Genomic DNA, 18,195 nt, shown 5'->3' with positions numbered 1-18,195 from the left:
TTTCCCTGAGAGGCCGCCAGTCCCGGCGGCCGTCAGACAGGAAGCTCCCCATGGCCGATCACGACCGCATCGAAGGCGCCGCCAAGAACATCGGCGGCAAGATCAAGGAAGCCGCCGGCAAGGTCACCGGCGATGAAAAGCTGAAAGCCGAAGGCCGCGCCGATCAGGTCGCGGGCAAGGTCCAGAACGCCGTCGGCGGCGTCAAGGACGCCCTGAAGGGCGACAAGGACTGATTTCGTCTCGACCGCCGCCCTTGCTGGGCGGCGGTCGCGGCCACAGTGCTGCCGAAATCTGTTTTAAGTATCGTCGTCATGTCAGTCGCTGCTGGGGGGAAGCAAGCGGATGTGGTCGCGTCGATCGATCTTGTTAGGGGCTGCAGGGGCGGGCGTAGCGCGTGCGACTCCTGTTTGGCCGCAGGAGGCGCTGTCGAATGACGAGCTCTTCTTCACCGAAGGTCGCTATCTGCCGACCTATCTGGACCTGAAGGCCAGGTCCGAAGCTGGCGACGAGGCCGCGCGCCAGATGCTCAGCCAGTTCGCGTCCTTTCTGGGCGATGAGGAGACCGCCGTCGGTCTGGACGAACGGCCGCCTCGGCCGACAGTCGTTCCGCCGGATCTTGACCGCGCCGTGGCCCGCGATGCGATCGAGGCCATTACCGAGGCGGCGCGCAACACCCGCATCGTCATCCTGAATGAAGCGCACAATATTTCCGGGCACAGGGCATTCGCCGCGCGGGTCATGCGGGCGCTGCGCCCGCTGGGCTATGACTGGTTCGCCGCCGAGACCTTCACCCCGCCTCAGCCTGACCCCCTTGTCCGGATCGGCGCCTATGCGAGGGGCGCGCCCTTCCTGGCCAGCTACGGCTACTACACCCACGATCCGGTTTTCGCCGAGATGGTGCGCGAGGCGGCCCGGCTCGGTTACCGCTTCTCGGACTATGAACAGCGCTTCGACCAAAGGGCGCCCGAGGGCGCGGACAGCGCAGCGCAGATCGCGGCGCGTGAAGAGGCGCAGGCCGACAACCTGATCGCCAACATCCTGTCGGCCCACCCCGAGGCGCGCGTTTTCGTCTTCGTCGGCTACAGTCACGCGATGGAGACCGAAGGACGGGGCGGCCTATGGTTCGCCGCGCGTCTCAAGGCCAAGACGGGCATCGATCCGCTGACCATTGAGCAGTCGATGAACTGGCCCGCGCTCGCGCCTCAGAACGATGCCCCCCACGTGGCCGCCGTCCTGGCCCGTTTTGCGCCCGATGCCCCGATCGTGGCGTCAAAGGATGACGAGAGCATCGCCACGCCCAACTATGCCGGAAAGATGGATATGTCGGTCTTCCATCCGCGCATGGCGTCCGTGGCGGGCCGCCCTGGGTGGCTGGCGGCGGATCCCGAGCGGCGGCGCGTGACGGTCAAGGTTCCGCCGCTGGACGAGCAGGTGCTCATTCAGGCCCTGTCGATGGCGGAAGCCGCCGCCGGTCCGCCGTCGGATCACTATCTGCTGCCGCCCGGCGCGTCGGAGGCGACCTTCTTCCTCCACCCCGGCCGCTATTTCTTCCGTCAGGAGACTGCAACGGGCATCCAGCCCGCCTTCGGCGCGCTGAGCGTCGATTAGCGCGCCAGCGTCCGCATCGCCCGTTCCAGCCCCTCCAGCGTCAGGGGGAACATGCGGTGCTCCATAACCTCGCCGATCAGGTTCACCGAAGGCGTGTAGGACCAGTGGCGCTCAGGCACGGGGTTCAGCCAGACCGACTTGTCCCACTGTTCGCGGGCGCGTTTCAGCCAGACGGCGCCCGCCTCCTCGTTCCAGTGCTCGACCGAGCCGCCGGGCATGGTCACTTCATAGGGCGACATGGTCGCGTCGCCGACGAAGATGGCGCGCCAGTCGCCGGGATATTTATGGATCAGGTCCCAGGTCGGGATGCGCTCGCTGTGGCGGCGCCGGTTGTCCTTCCACACCCCTTCGTAGAGGCAGTTGTGGAAGTAGAAGAACTCCAGGTTCTTGAACTCGGTCCGCGCGGCTGAGAACAGCTCTTCACATAGCTGGATATGGCCGTCCATCGAGCCGCCGACGTCGAGGAACAGCAGCACCTTGATCGTATTGCGCCGCTCAGGCCGCATCTGGATGTCCAGCCAGCCCTGACGCGCCGTGCCGTCGACGGTGCCGTCGATGTCCAGTTCTTCGGCCGCGCCTTCGCGGGCGAAACGGCGCAGGCGGCGCAGGGCGACCTTGATGTTGCGCGTGCCCAGTTCGACCGTGTCGTCCAGGTTCCTGTATTCGCGCTTTTCCCAGACCTTGACCGCGCGGCCGTGCCGCCCCGGGCCGCCGATGCGCACGCCTTCGGGGTTATAGCCGCCGTGGCCGAAGGGGCTGGTTCCGCCCGTGCCGATCCACTTGTTGCCGCCCTGGTGGCGCTCCTTCTGCTCCTCCAGCCGCTGCTTCAGCGTCTCCATCAGCTTGTCGAAACCGCCGAGCGCCTCAATTTGCGCCTTCTCCTCGTCGGTCAGGTATTTTTCGGTCAGCAGCCGCAGCCAGTCCTCGGGGATGTCGGCGGTGATCTCTTCGCCGGGACTGACGCCTTCCAGCCCCTTGAACACCTTGCCGAAGACCTGATCGAAGCGGTCGTAATGCTTCTCGTCCTTGACCAGGACGGCGCGCGACAGGTGGTAGAAGGCCTCGATGTCGCGGCCGCCGACGCCCTTGTCCATGGCCTCCATCAGATGGAGCCATTCCTTGAGCGACACAGGCACTTTGGCCTCGCGCAGGGCGGTGAAGAAGGGCAGCAGCATGGGTTTAAGACTGGCCCCGGCCTAGCCGCGCCGCAAGATGAACTCGTCGTCCATCCAGGCGCCGACCGGATACTGGTACTCGCCGGCCTTCTCGAAACCGTAGGCGGCGTACAGCTTTTGCGCCTTGTGGTTGCCGCTCCAGACGCCGATCCACAGGGGGCCGTCGGTATTGGCCTCCATCCAGTCCAGCGAGATTTTCAGCAGCTTCGTGCCGAGGCCCAGCCCCTGCGCCTGTTTGCTGACGTAGAGGCGGCGCAGCTCGGCGTGGCTGGCGCGACCGTCGGGGTGGGGCAGGGTGTTCGGCCCTGCGTTGGCGAAGGCCAGCAGTTCGCCGTCGCGCTCCGCGACCCACCAGGCGGCGCCCGGGTCGGCCAGCTTGGTGGTGATGGCCTCGGCGTTGAAGCTGGCGTCCAGAAAGGCGGTCAGGTCGGCGACCGGATAGGGAATGCCGAAGCCGGTGACGAAGGTGTCGATGAAGGTCTGGCGTCCCAGCACGGCCAGGGCGGCGGCGTCGTCAGGACGGGCGGGGCGGATCACAGGGTCGCTCATGATCGACGCAATAGCGCCGGGCGGGCGTCGGGTGAAGGCGTGTCGAGACCCGCGTGGCGACATCATCGCAGCCTCGTCACCTTTGCGTGGTTGCAGGGGCGGGCGACGAGGGCTACCACCTTTGTCCAAGGTGCGTCGTCCGCGGCGCACGCCAATGCTCGGATGGGGAGGTTAAGGGACGCCAAGGCCTTGGTTTCACAGGCCGATCCCCGTGCTATGACTTCTCCTGCGCTCATGACTCATTCCGAATCCGCAACTCAGACGCCGGTCGCGGCCGCCCGCTCCGCCGGGGCTGAAGTCGCCTATGGGGCCATTACGCTGGCGCGCCACGGCGAACCGGCCCTGTCGCGCAAATGCATGATCACCTCGGATCAATATCGCGACTGGTGGGGCCGCTATGAGATCGGCGGCCTGCGCGCAGGCCAGACGCCGCCTCAGGCGCTGTTGACGGCGGCCGAAGGAGCGGGGGCCATCTACGCTTCGACACGGCCGCGCGCGCAGGAAACCGCCAGAGCGGTGGCGCCGGATCGCGACGTGCTGGTCGACGCCCTGTTCATCGAAGCGCCCCTGCCGCCGCCGCGTTTTCCCGCCTGGATCAAGCTGTCGCCGCGCTATTGGGGCGTGATTTCGCGCATCTGGTGGCACGCCTTCAATCATCATGAGGGTCAGGAAACCCGCGCCGAGGCCGAGGTCCGCGCCGATCAGGCCGCGCGCGTGTTGATCGCCCGCGCCTCTGAAGGTCATGACGTGCTGGTGCTGGCGCACGGCTATTTCAACCATATGGTCGGCCAGCGGCTGAAGGCGCATGGCTGGCGACTGGCCCACAATCAGGGCTTCAAATACTGGTCCCAGCGCCGTTTCGTGAAGCGCTGACGTCGCGGCCTCAGGAAGGCCGTTGAAGCGGCGCGCGCGCCTCTCTAGGTTGCGCCCATCATGACCGACGCATCCGTTTCCCCCGCCGTGCCCGCCGATCTCAGCTTCGAGGACGCCCTGTCGCGTCTGGAGGGCATCGTTTCGCGCCTGGAATCGGGTCAGGCGCCGCTCGAAGAGTCCATCGCCCTGTACGAAGAGGGCGCGCGGCTGAAGGCTCACTGCGAGGCGCGGCTGAAGGCCGCCCAGCTGCGGGTCGAGAAGATCGTCGTCGGCGCCGACGGCCAGGCCAAGGGCGTCGAACCGGCCGAGTTCGGCTGATGTCCGCGACCGACCTCGCGCCGCAGATCGGCTTCGACGACTTCATGAAGGTCGACGTGCGCGTCGGCCGGATCATCAAGGCCGAACCTTTCCCCGAGGCGCGCAAGCCCGCCTATAAGCTGACCATCGACTTCGGCGACGCCATCGGCGTCAAGAAGTCCTCGGCCCAGATCACCCATCATTACACCCTGGACCAGTTGGACGGCCGCAAGGTCGCCGCCGTCGTCAACTTCCCGCCGCGCCAGATCGGCCCGGTGATGTCCGAGGTGCTGACCCTCGGCTTCCCGGATGCGGAGGGGAACGTCGTCCTGGTCGGCGTCGATCGCGACCTGCCGCTGGGCGGGAGGCTGTTTTGAAGGTGCTGGCCGCCAACTCGCCGGAGCAGGCCGTCATCGACCGCGTCGCTGAGGTCGCCGATGTCGTCACCGTGGCGCTGGATGAACTGTTGCCGCGCGCCGATGGACCGGAAGTGCGCCTGACCGAGGCCATGCGTTACGCCGCCCTGGGGCCGGGCAAGCGCCTGCGTCCCTTCTTCGCCATTGAGGCGGGCCGGATGCTTGAGGCGGACGACCGCGCCGTCCTGCGCGCCGCCTGCGCGCTGGAATGCGTCCACGCCTATTCGCTGGTGCATGACGATCTGCCGGCGATGGACGACGACGACGTGCGGCGCGGCCGCCCGACCCTGCACATCGCCTATGACGAAGCGACGGCCATTCTGGCGGGCGACGCGCTGCAGACGGCGGCCTTCGATATCATTTTGGATGAGGACACCCACGACGAGGCGGCGGTGCGCTGCGAACTGGCGCGGCGTCTGTCCTTCGCTTCGGGTGCGCGCGGCATGGCGGGCGGCCAGATGATCGACCTGATGGGGGTGCGCGATGATCTGGGCGGAGTGGCCCGGATGCAGCGGCTGAAGACCGGCGCCCTGTTCGCCTATGCCTTCGAGATTCCCCTGATCGTCGCCGACGCCAACGAAGCCGCCTGGCACGCCCTGACAAGCTTCGCCCACGACATCGGCCTGGCCTATCAGATCGTCGACGATGTTCTGGATGCGGAAGGCTCCGCCGAAGAGATGGGCAAGGCCGCAGGCGGCAAGGATGCGGCCCTGGGCAAGACCAACTTCGTCACCCTGCTGGGCGTCGATGCGGCGCGACAGAGGGTCGCGCATCTGGCCGATCAGGCCCGCTCGCACCTTGACCTGTTCGGTCATGAGGCCGAAATCCTCAAGGCCAGCGTGGACTTTGTGCTTAAACGCCGGTCCTGATAGGAAACGCGCCCGCCCTCAGCGGGTTACTGTTTGACGCTCCGTCGTCTGAAGGCCCCCGATCCCTATGCCCAACACCCCGCTTCTCGACACCGTCAAGTTTCCTGCTGACACGCGGGGCTTCGACATTCCCCAGCTGAAACAGCTGGCGGAGGAGGTGCGGGCCGAGACCATCGACGCCGTGTCGGTGACCGGCGGGCACCTGGGCGCGGGTCTGGGCGTGGTCGAACTGACGGTCGCCCTGCATCACGTCTTCGAGACGCCGCAGGACATTCTGATCTGGGACGTCGGCCACCAGTGCTATCCGCACAAGATCCTGACCGGGCGGCGCGACCGGATTCGCACATTGAGACAGGGCGGCGGCCTGTCGGGCTTCACCAAGCGGTCCGAGAGCGAATACGACCCCTTCGGCGCGGCCCACGCCTCGACCTCCATCTCAGCGGCGCTGGGCTTCGCCGCCGCGCGCGACGCCAAGGGCGGGAACAACCGCGTCGTGGCCGTCATCGGCGACGGCTCCATGTCGGCGGGCATGGCCTATGAGGCGATGAACAACGCCGCCGAGGCCACCAGCGGCCAGCTGATGGTCATCCTGAACGACAACGACATGTCGATCGCTCCGCCCGTCGGCGGCATGAGCGCCTATCTGGCCAAACAGGTTTCGGGCGGCGCCTATCAGAATATCCGCAAGGTCGGGAAGAAGTTCGTCGACCATATGCCGCGTCCCTTCCGCGACGCCGCGCGCAAGGCCGAGGAATACGCTCGCGGCATGATCGTCGGCGGCACCCTGTTCGAGGAGCTGGGCTTCTACTACGTCGGGCCGATCGACGGTCACGACATGGAGAATCTGGTCCCCATTCTGAAGAATGCGGCGGCCATCACCGACCGCCCGGTGCTGGTCCACGTCGTCACCCAGAAGGGCAAGGGCTACGCTCCGGCCGAGAGCAGCGCCGACAAGCTGCACGCCGTGGTCAAGTTCGACGTGGTGTCGGGCAAGCAGGCCAAGGCCATCTCCAACGCGCCCAGCTACACCAAGGTGTTCGGGACCGAGCTGATCAAGCACGCGCAGGTCGATCCGACTGTCATGGCCGTGACCGCCGCCATGCCGTCGGGCACCGGGCTGGACCTGTTCGGCCAGGCCTTCCCGGATCGCACCTTCGACGTCGGCATCGCCGAACAGCACGCCGTGACCTTCGCCGCCGGTCTGGCCGCTGATGGGATGAAGCCGGTCTGCGCCATCTATTCGACCTTCCTGCAGCGCGGCTACGATCAGGTCGTGCACGACGTGGCGATCCAGTCCCTGCCGGTGCGCTTCGCCATGGATCGCGCCGGTCTGGTGGGCGCGGACGGCGCGACCCACGCCGGGTCGTTCGATATCGGCTATATGGGCGCCCTGCCGGGCATGGTGCTGATGGCGGCGGCCGACGAGGCCGAACTGGCGTCCATGATCTCGACCTCGCTCGCCATTGACGACCGCCCCAGCGCCTTCCGCTATCCGCGCGGCGAGGGCGTGGGCGTCGACATCCCCGAACTGGCCGCCCCGCTGGAGATCGGCAAGGGCCGCATCGTGCGCGAAGGCACGTCGGTCGCCATCCTGTCGCTGGGCACCCGCCTGCAGGAATCGTTGAAGGCGGCCGATATGCTGGCCGCGCGCGGCGTCTCGGCCACCGTCGCCGACGCCCGCTTCGCCAAGCCGCTGGACGCCGATCTGATCCTGCGTCTGGCGCGCGAACATGAGGCGCTGATCACGGTGGAAGAAGGCGCCATGGGCGGCTTCGGCGCCTTCGTGCTGCAACTGCTGGCCGAGAAGGGCGCGCTGGACGGCGGGCTGAAGGTCCGCACCCTTCACCTGCCCGACATCTTCCAGGATCAGGACAAGCCCGAGGTCATGTACGCCCAGGCCGGCCTCAGCGCCGAACACATCGCCGCCGCTGCCGTGACGGCGTTGGGCGTCGACGCCAGCCGGGCGGTACGCGCCTGACATAGGCGCAACGCCTCTCCCTCCCCTTCATGGGGAGGGTGGCGGAGCCCGTAGGGCGAAGCCGGGTGGGGGCGGCTTCGCTATTCAGGCGTTGAGCCGTGACCGCTTGGATTCAGGACCGCCTGAGTTCCGTATCACCAAGCCCTCCCCACCCGGTCGCTGCGCGACCACCCTCCCCATGAAGGGGAGGGAGAAGGTGCGCGAAAGGATCGCAACATTCCGACTATGTCCGTCACAAGCAGATGGTGAACGACGGCGATCACGCGCGAGCCTAAATCGCAATCGGCCATCCCCCCTCGGCGCCTGTGCTAGACTGTATCCGGGCCGAGGGGAGATTTCAGACGATTCAGACGAATTGGACTCTATTTTTTCCTTCTCTCATCAGAGTCGGGCGAGGGTCACAGCACCCCGATCATGCTGGCGACCAGCGGATGGCGCACGATGTCGCGCTCGGCCAGTCGGACGACGGCGATTTCGGGCACGGCCTCCAGTCTGTCGGCGATGTCGGACAGGCCCGACACGCCGGGCAGCAGGTCCGACTGGTGCGGGTCGCCGGTGACCACCATGGTCGAGTGCCAGCCCAGCCGGGTCAGCAGCATCTTCAACTGGACGTAGGTGCAGTTCTGCGCCTCATCCACGACGATGAAGGCGTTGTTCAGCGTGCGACCGCGCATATAGCCGATGGGGGCGATCTCGATCAGGCCCTCGGCCATCAGGGCCTTGACCCGCTTCATCGACAGACGGTCCGACAGGGCGTCGTAGAGCGGGCGCAGATAGGGGGCCAGCTTGTCCTCCATGTCGCCGGGCAGGAAGCCGATCGATTCCCCGGCCTCGACTGCGGGACGGCTCAGGACGATGCGGCCGACCTTGCCCGCCTCCAGCGCCTCGACCGCCTTGGCGACGGCCAGATAGGTCTTGCCCGTGCCTGCCGGGCCCAGCGCCAGCACCAGATTGGCGTGGTCGACGGCGTCCATCAGTTCGGCCTGGCCGTCGGACTTGGGCTTCAGCGTCTTCATATAGGCCTGGTCCCGCTCATCATTCGAAGGCAGGGGCGACCAGCCGCCAACGCGGGCGGGCAATCGCCGTACCTTGGCGTCCTGAATGAATTCGGGCGAATCCAGCACGCCTTCGCGCAGCTGACGCTTGATGGCCGATCGTTTGCTCATGGACGCCTCCAGGGCATGAAAAAAGGCGAGCCCGGCTGGGTCTCGCCTTGGTCGTCGGTGGGGGAGGTGGGGGCCGAAGTCGCGCAGCCGTCCCGAACGGTCGCAGGGTCTTCGCCGCAGCAGGTGCGTCGCCGTCCCCGAACTGGTCGCGAACACGCCAAGCGCATTCTCCAGCATCTGACCGGACCGGGCTTGATCCGGCTTCGGATCCGGGGGCGAATGGGGCCTGCCGAATCGCATCAACAGACTGATGCTAACGTGGTTTCTGAAGGGTTAAAGCCTTCATTTTAAGAAGAATAGGCGGTGTGCGGATGAGTGTTTACAGTCTGGGCGACAGCAAGCCTCAGCTTCCAGCGGAAGGCGAATACTGGATTGCTCCCAGTGCGACCGTCCTAGGAAATGTGATTCTGCATCCGGGCGCCAGCATCTGGTTCAACGCCGTGCTGCGCGGCGACAACGACCCCATCGTCATCGGAGCCGACAGCAATATTCAGGACGGCAGCATCCTGCATACCGACCTCGGATCGCCCCTGACGATCGGCGCCGGGGTTACGGTGGGGCATAAGGTGATGCTGCACGGCTGCGAAATCGGCGACAACAGCCTGATCGGCATCGGCGCGGTCGTCCTGAACGGCGCGCGCATAGGTAAGAACTGCCTGATCGGCGCCAACGCCCTGATCACCGAGGGTAAGGTCATTCCCGACAACAGTCTGGTCATGGGCCAGCCCGGCAAGGTGGTGCGGGAATTGGAAGAGGGTCAGATCGAGGGTCTGCGCATGTCGGCGCAGCACTATGTCCAGAACTGGCGGCGCTATGTGACAGACCTGAAGCGGATCGACTGACCGTCGCCCCACAATGGCACGGATCACAATGGGACAGGCGCTGCGACTAACGGGCCGGAACGGCGCAAACTCGCGCATGAGGGGATGAAACAGCCCATTGGCGGACACTCGAAACGGCCCGGCGCTTGCATTGCCTCTGCTGACGATCAATGCAGGAGTCCGATCCCATGCGGATAGGGATTACGAAAATGCTGGCCGGCGCTGTGGCCTTTGTGGGGCTGATGGCGGTTGCTGATGCGGCTGCGGCGCAGTGCGGGCCGTCCAGTTGCCTGCCGCCGCCGCCGCCCACGCCGATTTTGCCTCCGCCGACGCCGATCACCCCGCCGGTGACGCCGCCGGGCGGCGGTTGCGGCCCCACCGGCTGTCTGCCCCCGCGCCCGCCGGTGACGCCGCCCTGCGGCGGCGGAGGATGCCTGCCGCCTCCGCCCCCTCCGTGCTGCGGCTCTGGCGGCGGCAATGTGAACGTCAACGTCAACGTCAATGCGAACGCCAGCGCCAACGCCTCGGCGCGCGCCTCGGCCGGATCGCGCGCGGCGTCCACGGTGATCGTGGCGGGCGGCGGCGGGGCCTATTTCAACGTCGATCAGCCCTATCCCACCACCATTCAGGGACTGAACGTCCAGGGCGGGATGCAGATGGTGCGGGTGCCCTTCACCGCGTCGCGCCGTATCGAGAAACAGGTCGTGCTGCAGGCCGTCTGCATCGACGACCGCAATGTGCCGCACCCGGCGTCCCAGGTCGTTCCGGGCCGCGACGTCGCGGACAGCTACGACGGCGAACTGTACCGCTGCCTGGCGGGGACAAAGCTGCAGTGGACCGTCAGCGAGGCGGAAGGCGCGGCCGGCGAAACCACGGCCTGCAACAAGGGCGACGCCCTGTGGCACGGCGCCGGCGGCCGTCTGGAATGCCGTCCTGAAAAGCAGGCGCGTCAGTGTAATGAGCGCTCGCTGCTGCGCCGTTACGGCGCCGGCGTGAAGGTTCTGACCATGATCCGCGAAGAGACCTACACCGAGTATCGCGAGGAGATGGTCGAGGGCGCCGCCTCTACCGGCATGATCATGATGGACGGCGGGGTCGGCGGCCGGGTTTTCTGAACCCGCTGTTCAGCCTGGCGACAGACGCCGGCGTCTAGTCTCAGCCATCGACTCTCCGTCGATAGGCCTAAACGACTGGGCCCCGTTCCTTGCAGAACGGGGCCCTTTCTTCGTTATTGAGTGGCGTTGACCGAGACCACCTCGGCCTTCCACGCCGCATCCGGTTTCAGGTACTGGCGCGCGGCCGCCTGAATGTCGGCGGCGGTGAAAGATTCCAGATCGCTGATGTGCGTCTGGATCTGTTCCAGCGTAGCGGGCCTGGCGGCCAGATCCTCCAGTTGGCCGAGCCAGTATTCATTGCCCGCCTGGCTGCGGCGCAGGCTTTCGATCACCGGCAGGCGCGCGCGATTCAACTCGTCCTCGCTGACCGGCTTGTCGCGCAGGTCGGCGATGATGGCGTCGACGGCGGCGAAGAAGGCGTCGAACTTCTCGGGCGCCGTGTCGGCGGTGATCGAGATGGAGCCGTAGCCCGTGAACACGTCGGACGACGAGGCGCGGACGCCGGGCGAGTAGGCCAGGGCCTGCTTCTCGCGGATCTCCTCCATGACACGCAGTTTCAGGACTTCGGCCAGGATGGAGGCCTTGCGCGCTTCGGTCCGGTCGTTGACGGCGTCGGTGGTCGGCCAGGCGACATAGGCCAGGCCCTGCTCGGCCGGACCGGCGTGGGTCAGGCGGATCGGCTGGGCCGTCGGCGCGGGGAAGCGGCGCTGGTCCGAACCGGCCAGAGGCTGGGCGGCCGGGGCGCGAGCAGGCAGGGCGGCGAAGGTCGAGGCGACGGAGGCGACTGCGTCCTCGATCTTGACGTCTCCGACCATGACGATGTCGATGGGACCGGTCGCCAGGCCCTGAACCACGCCCTGCTTTAGTTCATCCAGGGTGAAGGCGGCGATTTCCGCAGGCGAAGGCATGGATTCGCGCTTGTCGCCGCTGGCCAGCAGGCCCGAGGCTTGAAGGCCGAAGGCGCCGCTGGGGGTCGCCATCTGCTGCGCCATGAACTGCGGCAGGACGGCCTTGATCTGTTCGAACGGCGCCGGACGCAGGCCCGGATCGGTCAGATAGGCGGCCAGCACCTGCATCTGCAGTTGCAGATCGGCCGGACGGGTGGCGCCCGACAACTGATAGGCGTCGCTGTCGATGTTGAAACCAGCGCCATAGATCTTGCCGGTCAGGACCCGATTCAGCTCATCGGCCGTCAGCTTGCCGAGGCCGCCCGCCGTGAAGACCATCGGGGCCAGGGACTGAGCGGTGAAGCGATCGGTCGGCAGGCCCATCTCGCCGATGCCGGTGCGGACCGAAATCAGGATCTGCTGGTCCTTGAAGGTCGTCGGCTTGACGGTCAGGCGCACGCCGTTGGGGAAGGTGACGACCGTGGCGCCGACGGCGGCGACTTCGGTGGTCGAGGCGGGCGTGGCGACGGCGCCGAAGTCGGCGTAGGGCCAATCCAGAGCCGCCTGTTCCGCCGGGGCGGCGACCGGCGTGGCGCGGCTGGCTTCCAGCAGGGTGGTGACGCCGGCCTCGCCGCCTTCGATCGGCTCGGGCGTGACGACCAGCGCCAGGGGCCCCTGACCTTCAAAGGCGCGCTTGACGGCCTCACTGACCTGGGCCGCCTGCAGGTCTTTCACCGTGGCTTCAAACAAGGCGAGGTTGGTGGCGGGCGAGGAGAAGACCTTGTCGTCGTTGACGGCGCCCAGCAGGGCGTTCGCCAGGGCGGGGGTGCTGCGTGTGGCTGCGGCTTGCACCGCCGTTTCGAGTGCGGCGCGGCTGTTGGCTATCTCGCGATCCAGTTCGATCTGGGACACGCCGAACTGCACCAGGCGGCGTTGTTCCTGTTCGATGGTTTCCAGCGCGCGCTGGATGCCGCCGGGATTGAAGGCGGCCGAGACGCTGGCCAGGTCGAGGGTCTTGAACAGGGTGCCCTGTCCGCCGCCGGCGCCGATGAAGGGCGGGTTGTCCGCGCGGGCCAGTTCGCCCAGACGGCGGTTCAGCACGGCCATGCCCAGATTCTGCAACAGGGCGTCGCGGCGTTCGGACGCCGTATCGGGATCGAGGTCGGGGTTGCGGATCCAGTTCAGCTGAACCGACGACTGCACGCCCGGCTCGACCAGGATGCGGGTCTCGGGCTGACGCGGGGCGACCTGTCCCAGATCGGGCTCGGGGCCGTCGGCGGCCTTGGGCGTCCAGTCCGAGAAGGTCGCCTTGATCTTGGCTTCCATCTGATCGACGTCGAAGTCGCCGACCGCGATCATGGTGGCGCGCTCGGGGCGGTAATAGGCCTCATAGAACTCGACGAAGCGTTCGCGAGGGGCGCTGCGGATGATGCTGAGGTCGCCGATCGGCAGGCGGTTTGACAGGCGCTGGCCCGGCGCCAGCAATGCGATCTGGGCTTTCAGCGAGCGTAGGGCCGGGGTGTTGCGCAGGCGCTCTTCACCCTCGATCACGCCGCGTTCGGAATCGATGTCTTCGGCCTTCATCAGGGCCTCGGAGACCTGTTCACGCATGATCCGCAGCGAGGTGTCGACCGTCTCGTCGTTGGTGCGCGGCAGCTCCAGCGTATAGGCGGTCTGGTCGAAGCTGGTGAAGGCGTTGGTGTCGGCGCCGAAGGCCAGGCCGAGACGCTCCAGAATCCGCAGCAGCTCGTTCTCGGGCACATTCGTCGTGCCGTTGAAAGCCATGTGCTCCATGAAGTGGGCCAGACCCAACTGGTCTTCGTTCTCCATCAGGGAACCGGCCGCGATCCGCAGGCGCAGCGACGCCTGACCCGGCGGGGTGGCGTTCTTCATGATGGCGTAGCGCATGCCGTTGGGCAGGACGCCGAAACGTACGGCCGCGTCAGCCGGGATGTCGCTGGCCGCCTGAGCCCAGGGCTTGGATGGTTGAGCGTTCTGCGTCGCGACGGCCGAAGGCGGCGTCAAAGCGACGGCAGGGAGGGCCGCGCCGCCCATCAGGGCGAGGCTGGACGCGGCGAGCAGAAGCAGGCGGCGAGGGCGAGGGGATCGCATTCGGTGGTCTCCGCGACGTGCGAGCGGGCGGCCCCCGGGACTGATTGCGGCCCTGCACGTAAGACAGGCGCGAAGCTTCTTCAGCCTCGCGCCTGTTTACGGTGACAAACGAGCTTGACTAGCTCAAGTTACCGAAAGTTAATTTCCCGGTCGTGCGACATAGAAGGTCGCCGTGTTGCCGACGGCGTTGGCGCCGGCGACGACATTGCGGCCCCAACCGTTGACGGTGGCGGTCGCCGTAGCGCGCACGTCGCCTGCGTTGGTCTGGCTGTTGCGGACGTTCAGGTCGCCGCCGCAGGTCGAACAGGCGAAGCCGGTGACGGCGTTGCCCGCCGCATTGGCCCCGACATAGGCGTCGTAGCCGTTCTGGCCGGTGAACCCGGCGCTGGCGGTGACGCCGCCGGTGTTCATCTGGGTGTTGTCGATGCTGACATAGATGTCGTTGTTGCCCGCATGAACCTCATTGCCGACAGCCTCGGCGGTCGAATAGGCGGCGCCGAAGTCGTAGGAACTGAGCTCGGTGCGCGACAGAACCTCGGCCGAGTTCTGCTGGTCCACGTCGACCAGCAAAGCGCCGCCCTGGTTGTAGAAGGCGGCCTGGTTGGAGGCGGCGCGGCTGCGCGCGGCGATGTCCCAGGCGTTGCCCGCCCACACGCCGGTCCAGGCGGTGACCCCGGCGCCGGAGGCGTTCTGGCTGACTGACAGATCCTGGTGCGAGTTAGGGGTCGAAGTCGCCTGCACGGCATTGGCCGAAGCATGGCTGGTGAAGACCGCCGGGGCCGGGGCATAGGTGAAGCGGGCTTCGTTCTCGGCGTAGATCTGACCGGTCGAGTTCTGATCGGCGCGGCCGGTGATGGCGCCGCGCTGGTCGCCCGTGCCGCTGGCGCCCAGGGCGACGGTGTTTCCGATCGCGTCGGCTGAGACGTGGCCGCCGTAGTTCAGGCGGGCGCCGGTCTCCTCGACCCGAGTGCGCGCGGTGACGTCGCCATCCAGATTCTGACCGGCGTCGACGTCGATGCCGGTGTTGACGGCGGTCGCGGCCAGATAGTTGCCGCGCGCCTGGGTGACGCTGTTCACATAGCCCGTATCGCCGCGCAGGGTCAGGGAGGTGTCCGCTATCGCGGAGCCCTGCATGTCCTGGGTCGAACGGATGTCGGCGGCGCGGCCTTCGGCGCCGCCGGACAGGGCGTTGCCCATGGCGGCGTTCGACACGGCGACGTTGTCGCTGACGTTGACGACGTTCAGGCGTTGACCGCTGATGACGTCGCCAAGGTTGAGCTGCTCATTCAGGACCAGCCCGCGATCTTGAGCGGAAGCCTCAGCGGCCGCCGCTACGCACAGCGCTGTCGCGGCGATCGTGCCAGCGAGACGGGTCGGCGCGAGTTTGGCCATTGTTCGTGTCCGTGTTTGCGTAAGCGGGATAGTAGCCGCCGGTGGCGCCGACAGGGCTGTCGGCCAGCGGGTCGTTGGCGGGGTTGAGGCAGATTTCCGGGCCGGGGGCGCCGTAGAGATTGGCCATGAACTCGACCGTGGCGCGTTCGACCAGGGCGCGGACGGCCAGTTGAACAGGCTCAAGGCCGCTGGACCCGGCGGAAATGTCGAAGACGTTGCCGTTCAGGAAGTCGAACACGCCTGCCGACACTTCGCGGCCGACGATCTGCTTCTGATAGGAGACGACATCCACAACCTCGAGGGTGGTGGTCTGCACCAGACGCAGGTCGATCGCGACGTTCATCACGAACACCTTGCCGGTGATCAGGCCCGAGCCGCCGTTCTGTTTCACCTCGCCGCCGGCGACGTCGAAGCCGCCCGAGCGGATGTTGTAGTTCACCTCGGTGATGCCGCCGACCACATAGAAGTCCGAGCCCGGCACCTGACCGGCCAGGATGCGGCGGAAGGCGGCGTCCTGGGCTCCGCCGTTCGGCACGTCGTCGCCGATCAGCTTGTTGTTGGCGTAGCGCAGCTCCAGCTCCGACACCGAGGTGTCGTAGCGCTCGACGATGCGGGCGCCGGCCTTGGCCAGGGCGGTGTTGGCCATCAGGGACGCGCCCTGGGTGATCTGACGCCCGCCGTCCGAAGAGATGGAGCCGGTGTAGTCGCTGATCCGACCCACGGCCATGCGCGGCGAGGGCAGGTTATAGCGGCGCGCATAGTCGGCCAGGCAGTAGAGCGCGGTCGAATAGGGCGTCGGGTTCGACGTCACCGGGGCGTTGCCGATCGGCTTGGCGTATTGGCCCGACGGTCCGGCGGAGGTGCTGACGCAACCGCCCAGCAGGGCGGCGGCGGCGGCGACGCAGCCGAGGGCGCGCACAGGCGAGCGACGGATGGCTGAGATTTTCATGGACGCGGCCCGTTCAGGGTGGTGCCGGCGTTGATGTCGCCGGTGTTGGTCTGGTTGGAGTTGACGACGACCGTGTTGCGGTTGCCCTGGACCACCACATTCAGGTTGTTGCCGATGGCGGTCGAGCCGCCGATGCTGGTCCCGCCGCTCGAGCCGACGCCGCCGTTGAAAATGCTGGACGACGCACTGCTGTCGCTTCGCGAATAGGCGCTGCCGTTCTGCTGGATGATGCCGTCGACGACCAGGCGGTTGCCGTTGGCGTCGCGGGTCGTGCCGCGGCTGGCCTGGGCGGTGGTGTAGCGCGAGGCGCCGTAGCCGGCCTGGAACTGGCCCGCTCCAGCTGAGCCGGTCGACTGCGCGACGGCCGAACCGGCAGGCAGGCTCGCCAGCACGGCGGCGGCGGCCGCAACGGTCATGAGTGTCAGTCTATGAGACGGCATCAGGCGCTCCCGAGAACTTCTGGAAGGGCCCTCGCAATGACCGTGCCAGACCGTATCAGTCTCGGAATGGCGCAAAACGACGCCTTGAGCTGGAATGCGACTGGCCTCATCAAGGACGAATGTCCCAATCTGACGCCCGTTCGCCGCGGCCGCCGCGCGAAAAGATGTTCAACGCGCCCTTCCTGCCTCTGCTGATCGCAGCATCCATGCCGGTGCTCTATTATCTGCAGGAGCGGCTTCCTGATCTGGGAGTGTCGATGGCTTTCGTTCCGGCAAGGCTGTGGGCGGGCGACTGGCAGGGCCTGTTCACCTCCATGCTGCTGCACGGGGGCTGGGCTCATGTGACGATGAATGCGGTGGGCGCGCTGGCCTTCGGCGCACCCGTCGCCCGTCTGATGGAACGCGGACCGGGACCGCTGGTCTTCATCCTCTTCTATATAGCGGCCGGCGTCGTGGCGGCCCTGGGCTATGGCCTGGTGCATCCGCACAGCATGGGGCCGCTGGTCGGCGCCTCGGGCGCGGTCTTCGGCCTGATCGGAGCCGCCACCAGGCTGATGGGCGGGCATGGGCGCGTCCTTCCGCTGTTCCATCCGATGGTGTTGCGCGCTTCGGCGGCCTGGATGGCGGTGAATCTCATTGTGGGTCTGATCGGTCTGGCGCCGGGAGCGGACGGCGCCCGCATCGCCTGGGAGGCGCACGCCATCGGCTTCGTGTTCGGCATTCTCGCCATCGGGCCGATCGGGGGCTGGTTCGCCGCGCGCCGTGATTTGCCTATCGGCGGCGTCTGAGCCAACCTGTTGGTCTTGCGGCCCGCCCGCGACGCGCGGACGACGGCCTGCCCATCAGGAGGAAGTCGCCATGCTGGTCGCCGAGATTCTCAAGGGCAAGGGAGGCGCAGTGTTCACACTGGCGCCGGACGCCAATCTGAATGAAGCCTGCGCCGAGCTCGAGCGCCGTCAGGTGGGGGCTTTGATCGTCTGCGAAGGCGACGGCGTGGTGGGCGTCCTGTCCGAGCGCGACATTGTGCGCGCGATTTCTCGAGACGGGACGCAGGCCCTGGAGCGCCCTGTCTCCCATTATATGACCAGCGAGGTGGTCTTCGCCGATCCGGCCGAGACCGTTGAAGCGTTGATGGCCCGAATGACGGACCGCCGCATCCGCCACCTGCCTGTCCTGCTGGACAAGCGTCTGGCCGGCGTCGTCTCGATCGGCGACGTGGTCAAATGCCAGATCGCCCAGGCCACGCATGAGGCCGAAAGCCTGCGTACCTATATAGCGGCGGGGTAGGGGGCGGCTAAGGCGCTGGGCGACCTGTGCATAAAGGCTCGATCTGTGGATAGATCGGAAAAGCTGGTTTTGCCTATTGCCCTCGAGAAAAGCGCCTCGTATATCGCCGCCTCGCTCGGAGACGGGCTGGCCCGACGGGGCTTCGGAGACTGAGTTTTCGGGGTTTTGGACGGGGCGGGGGTTTGAAAAAGCTCCTTGCTTCGGACGGTTGGATCGGTTAGGTTCCGCGCTTCAATCGAATCGCTGGATTGAGTTGAGGGA

At 66.8% G+C, this 18,195-nt stretch carries 18 protein-coding genes; 11 read left to right on the top strand and 7 right to left on the bottom strand.

The window, feature by feature from the left end:
• Positions 1 to 50: 50 nt before the first annotated feature.
• Positions 51 to 233, top strand: a complete 183-nt coding sequence (locus tag RSD66_RS11895; protein WP_024354741.1) for a CsbD family protein — start codon at positions 51 to 53, stop codon at positions 231 to 233.
• A gap of 130 nt (positions 234 to 363) precedes the next feature.
• Positions 364 to 1,608 carry a hypothetical protein gene (locus RSD66_RS11890; RefSeq protein WP_415287951.1) on the top strand — a complete coding sequence of 415 codons (1,245 nt, stop codon included), beginning with the start codon at positions 364 to 366 and terminating at the stop codon, positions 1,606 to 1,608.
• Here the strand turns inward: RSD66_RS11890 and RSD66_RS11885 are convergent.
• Together RSD66_RS11885 and RSD66_RS11880 are read right to left on the bottom strand one after the other, a co-directional pair.
• The gene (locus tag RSD66_RS11885) at positions 1,605 to 2,783 is read right to left on the bottom strand and encodes a vWA domain-containing protein (RefSeq protein ID WP_415287950.1); all 1,179 of its coding nucleotides are present in this window, start codon (positions 2,781 to 2,783) and stop codon (positions 1,605 to 1,607) included. The two genes, RSD66_RS11890 and RSD66_RS11885, sit on opposite strands and share 4 nt — an antisense overlap.
• A 21-nt stretch (positions 2,784 to 2,804) precedes the next feature.
• Positions 2,805 to 3,332 (bottom strand): GNAT family N-acetyltransferase, encoded by a 528-nt coding sequence (locus RSD66_RS11880; protein ID WP_415287949.1) that lies wholly within the window; start codon positions 3,330 to 3,332, stop codon positions 2,805 to 2,807.
• Positions 3,333 to 3,566: 234 nt separating this feature from the next.
• Between RSD66_RS11880 and RSD66_RS11875 the strand changes: the two genes are divergently transcribed.
• The 5 genes from RSD66_RS11875 to dxs all read left to right on the top strand — a co-directional run bounded on the left by RSD66_RS11875 (position 3,567) and on the right by dxs (position 7,765).
• On the top strand, positions 3,567 to 4,205 hold the full coding sequence (locus RSD66_RS11875) for a histidine phosphatase family protein (protein ID WP_024354738.1): 639 nt from the start codon (positions 3,567 to 3,569) through the stop codon (positions 4,203 to 4,205).
• 60 nt (positions 4,206 to 4,265) lie between these two features.
• The gene (locus RSD66_RS11870; protein ID WP_004370819.1) at positions 4,266 to 4,523 is read left to right on the top strand and encodes an exodeoxyribonuclease VII small subunit; all 258 of its coding nucleotides are present in this window, start codon (positions 4,266 to 4,268) and stop codon (positions 4,521 to 4,523) included.
• Positions 4,523 to 4,879 (top strand): tRNA-binding protein, encoded by a 357-nt coding sequence (locus tag RSD66_RS11865; protein ID WP_024354736.1) that lies wholly within the window; start codon positions 4,523 to 4,525, stop codon positions 4,877 to 4,879. Before RSD66_RS11870 ends, RSD66_RS11865 begins: the two co-directional genes overlap by 1 nt.
• 35 nt (positions 4,880 to 4,914) lie before the next feature.
• Entirely contained in the window at positions 4,915 to 5,787 is an 873-nt protein-coding gene (locus tag RSD66_RS11860) for a polyprenyl synthetase family protein (protein WP_155802490.1), read from the top strand.
• A gap of 67 nt (positions 5,788 to 5,854) precedes the next feature.
• A complete protein-coding gene (gene dxs, locus RSD66_RS11855) occupies positions 5,855 to 7,765 on the top strand; it encodes a 1-deoxy-D-xylulose-5-phosphate synthase (RefSeq protein ID WP_415287947.1) in 1,911 nt (636 codons plus the stop codon).
• 398 nt (positions 7,766 to 8,163) lie between these two features.
• Here the strand turns inward: dxs and RSD66_RS11850 are convergent, their stop codons facing one another.
• Positions 8,164 to 8,943 (bottom strand): PhoH family protein, encoded by a 780-nt coding sequence (locus RSD66_RS11850; protein WP_415289593.1) that lies wholly within the window; start codon positions 8,941 to 8,943, stop codon positions 8,164 to 8,166.
• Positions 8,944 to 9,242: 299 nt separating this feature from the next.
• Here RSD66_RS11850 and RSD66_RS11845 point away from each other — a divergent pair, with 299 nt between their 5' ends.
• Both RSD66_RS11845 and RSD66_RS11840 read left to right on the top strand, forming a co-directional pair.
• Positions 9,243 to 9,773, top strand: coding sequence for a gamma carbonic anhydrase family protein (locus RSD66_RS11845; RefSeq protein ID WP_024354732.1), 531 nt, complete (start codon positions 9,243 to 9,245; stop codon positions 9,771 to 9,773).
• Between the two features lie 188 nt (positions 9,774 to 9,961).
• Positions 9,962 to 10,867: a hypothetical protein gene (locus RSD66_RS11840; RefSeq protein ID WP_415287946.1), complete on the top strand. Its 906-nt coding sequence runs from the start codon at positions 9,962 to 9,964 to the stop codon at positions 10,865 to 10,867.
• 113 nt (positions 10,868 to 10,980) lie between these two features.
• Here RSD66_RS11840 and RSD66_RS11835 read toward each other — a convergent pair whose 3' ends face one another.
• The 4 genes from RSD66_RS11835 to hfaA all read right to left on the bottom strand — a co-directional run bounded on the left by RSD66_RS11835 (position 10,981) and on the right by hfaA (position 16,623).
• Positions 10,981 to 13,866, bottom strand: coding sequence for a M16 family metallopeptidase (locus tag RSD66_RS11835; protein ID WP_415287944.1), 2,886 nt, complete (start codon positions 13,864 to 13,866; stop codon positions 10,981 to 10,983).
• A gap of 138 nt (positions 13,867 to 14,004) precedes the next feature.
• The gene (gene hfaD, locus RSD66_RS11830; protein WP_415287943.1) at positions 14,005 to 15,258 is read right to left on the bottom strand and encodes a holdfast anchor protein HfaD; all 1,254 of its coding nucleotides are present in this window, start codon (positions 15,256 to 15,258) and stop codon (positions 14,005 to 14,007) included.
• The gene (gene hfaB / locus RSD66_RS11825; protein ID WP_024354728.1) at positions 15,185 to 16,207 is read right to left on the bottom strand and encodes a holdfast anchoring protein HfaB; all 1,023 of its coding nucleotides are present in this window, start codon (positions 16,205 to 16,207) and stop codon (positions 15,185 to 15,187) included. The genes hfaD and hfaB overlap by 74 nt, the downstream gene beginning before the upstream one ends.
• Positions 16,204 to 16,623 carry a holdfast anchoring protein HfaA gene (gene hfaA / locus RSD66_RS11820; RefSeq protein ID WP_415287942.1) on the bottom strand — a complete coding sequence of 140 codons (420 nt, stop codon included), beginning with the start codon at positions 16,621 to 16,623 and terminating at the stop codon, positions 16,204 to 16,206. Before hfaA ends, hfaB begins: the two co-directional genes overlap by 4 nt.
• A 143-nt stretch (positions 16,624 to 16,766) precedes the next feature.
• On the opposite strand from hfaA, the gene RSD66_RS11815 reads away from it, so the two are divergent.
• Positions 16,767 to 17,435, top strand: a complete 669-nt coding sequence (locus RSD66_RS11815) for a rhomboid family intramembrane serine protease (RefSeq protein WP_029673610.1) — start codon at positions 16,767 to 16,769, stop codon at positions 17,433 to 17,435.
• Between the two features lie 70 nt (positions 17,436 to 17,505).
• Positions 17,506 to 17,934 carry a CBS domain-containing protein gene (locus RSD66_RS11810; RefSeq protein ID WP_024354725.1) on the top strand — a complete coding sequence of 143 codons (429 nt, stop codon included), beginning with the start codon at positions 17,506 to 17,508 and terminating at the stop codon, positions 17,932 to 17,934.
• Positions 17,935 to 18,195: the final 261 nt, after the last annotated feature.

The organism is Brevundimonas sp. S1H14, assembly GCF_047716865.1.
Classification (GTDB): domain Bacteria; phylum Pseudomonadota; class Alphaproteobacteria; order Caulobacterales; family Caulobacteraceae; genus Brevundimonas; species Brevundimonas naejangsanensis.
This window is presented reverse-complemented; position numbering and strand designations above follow the sequence as displayed.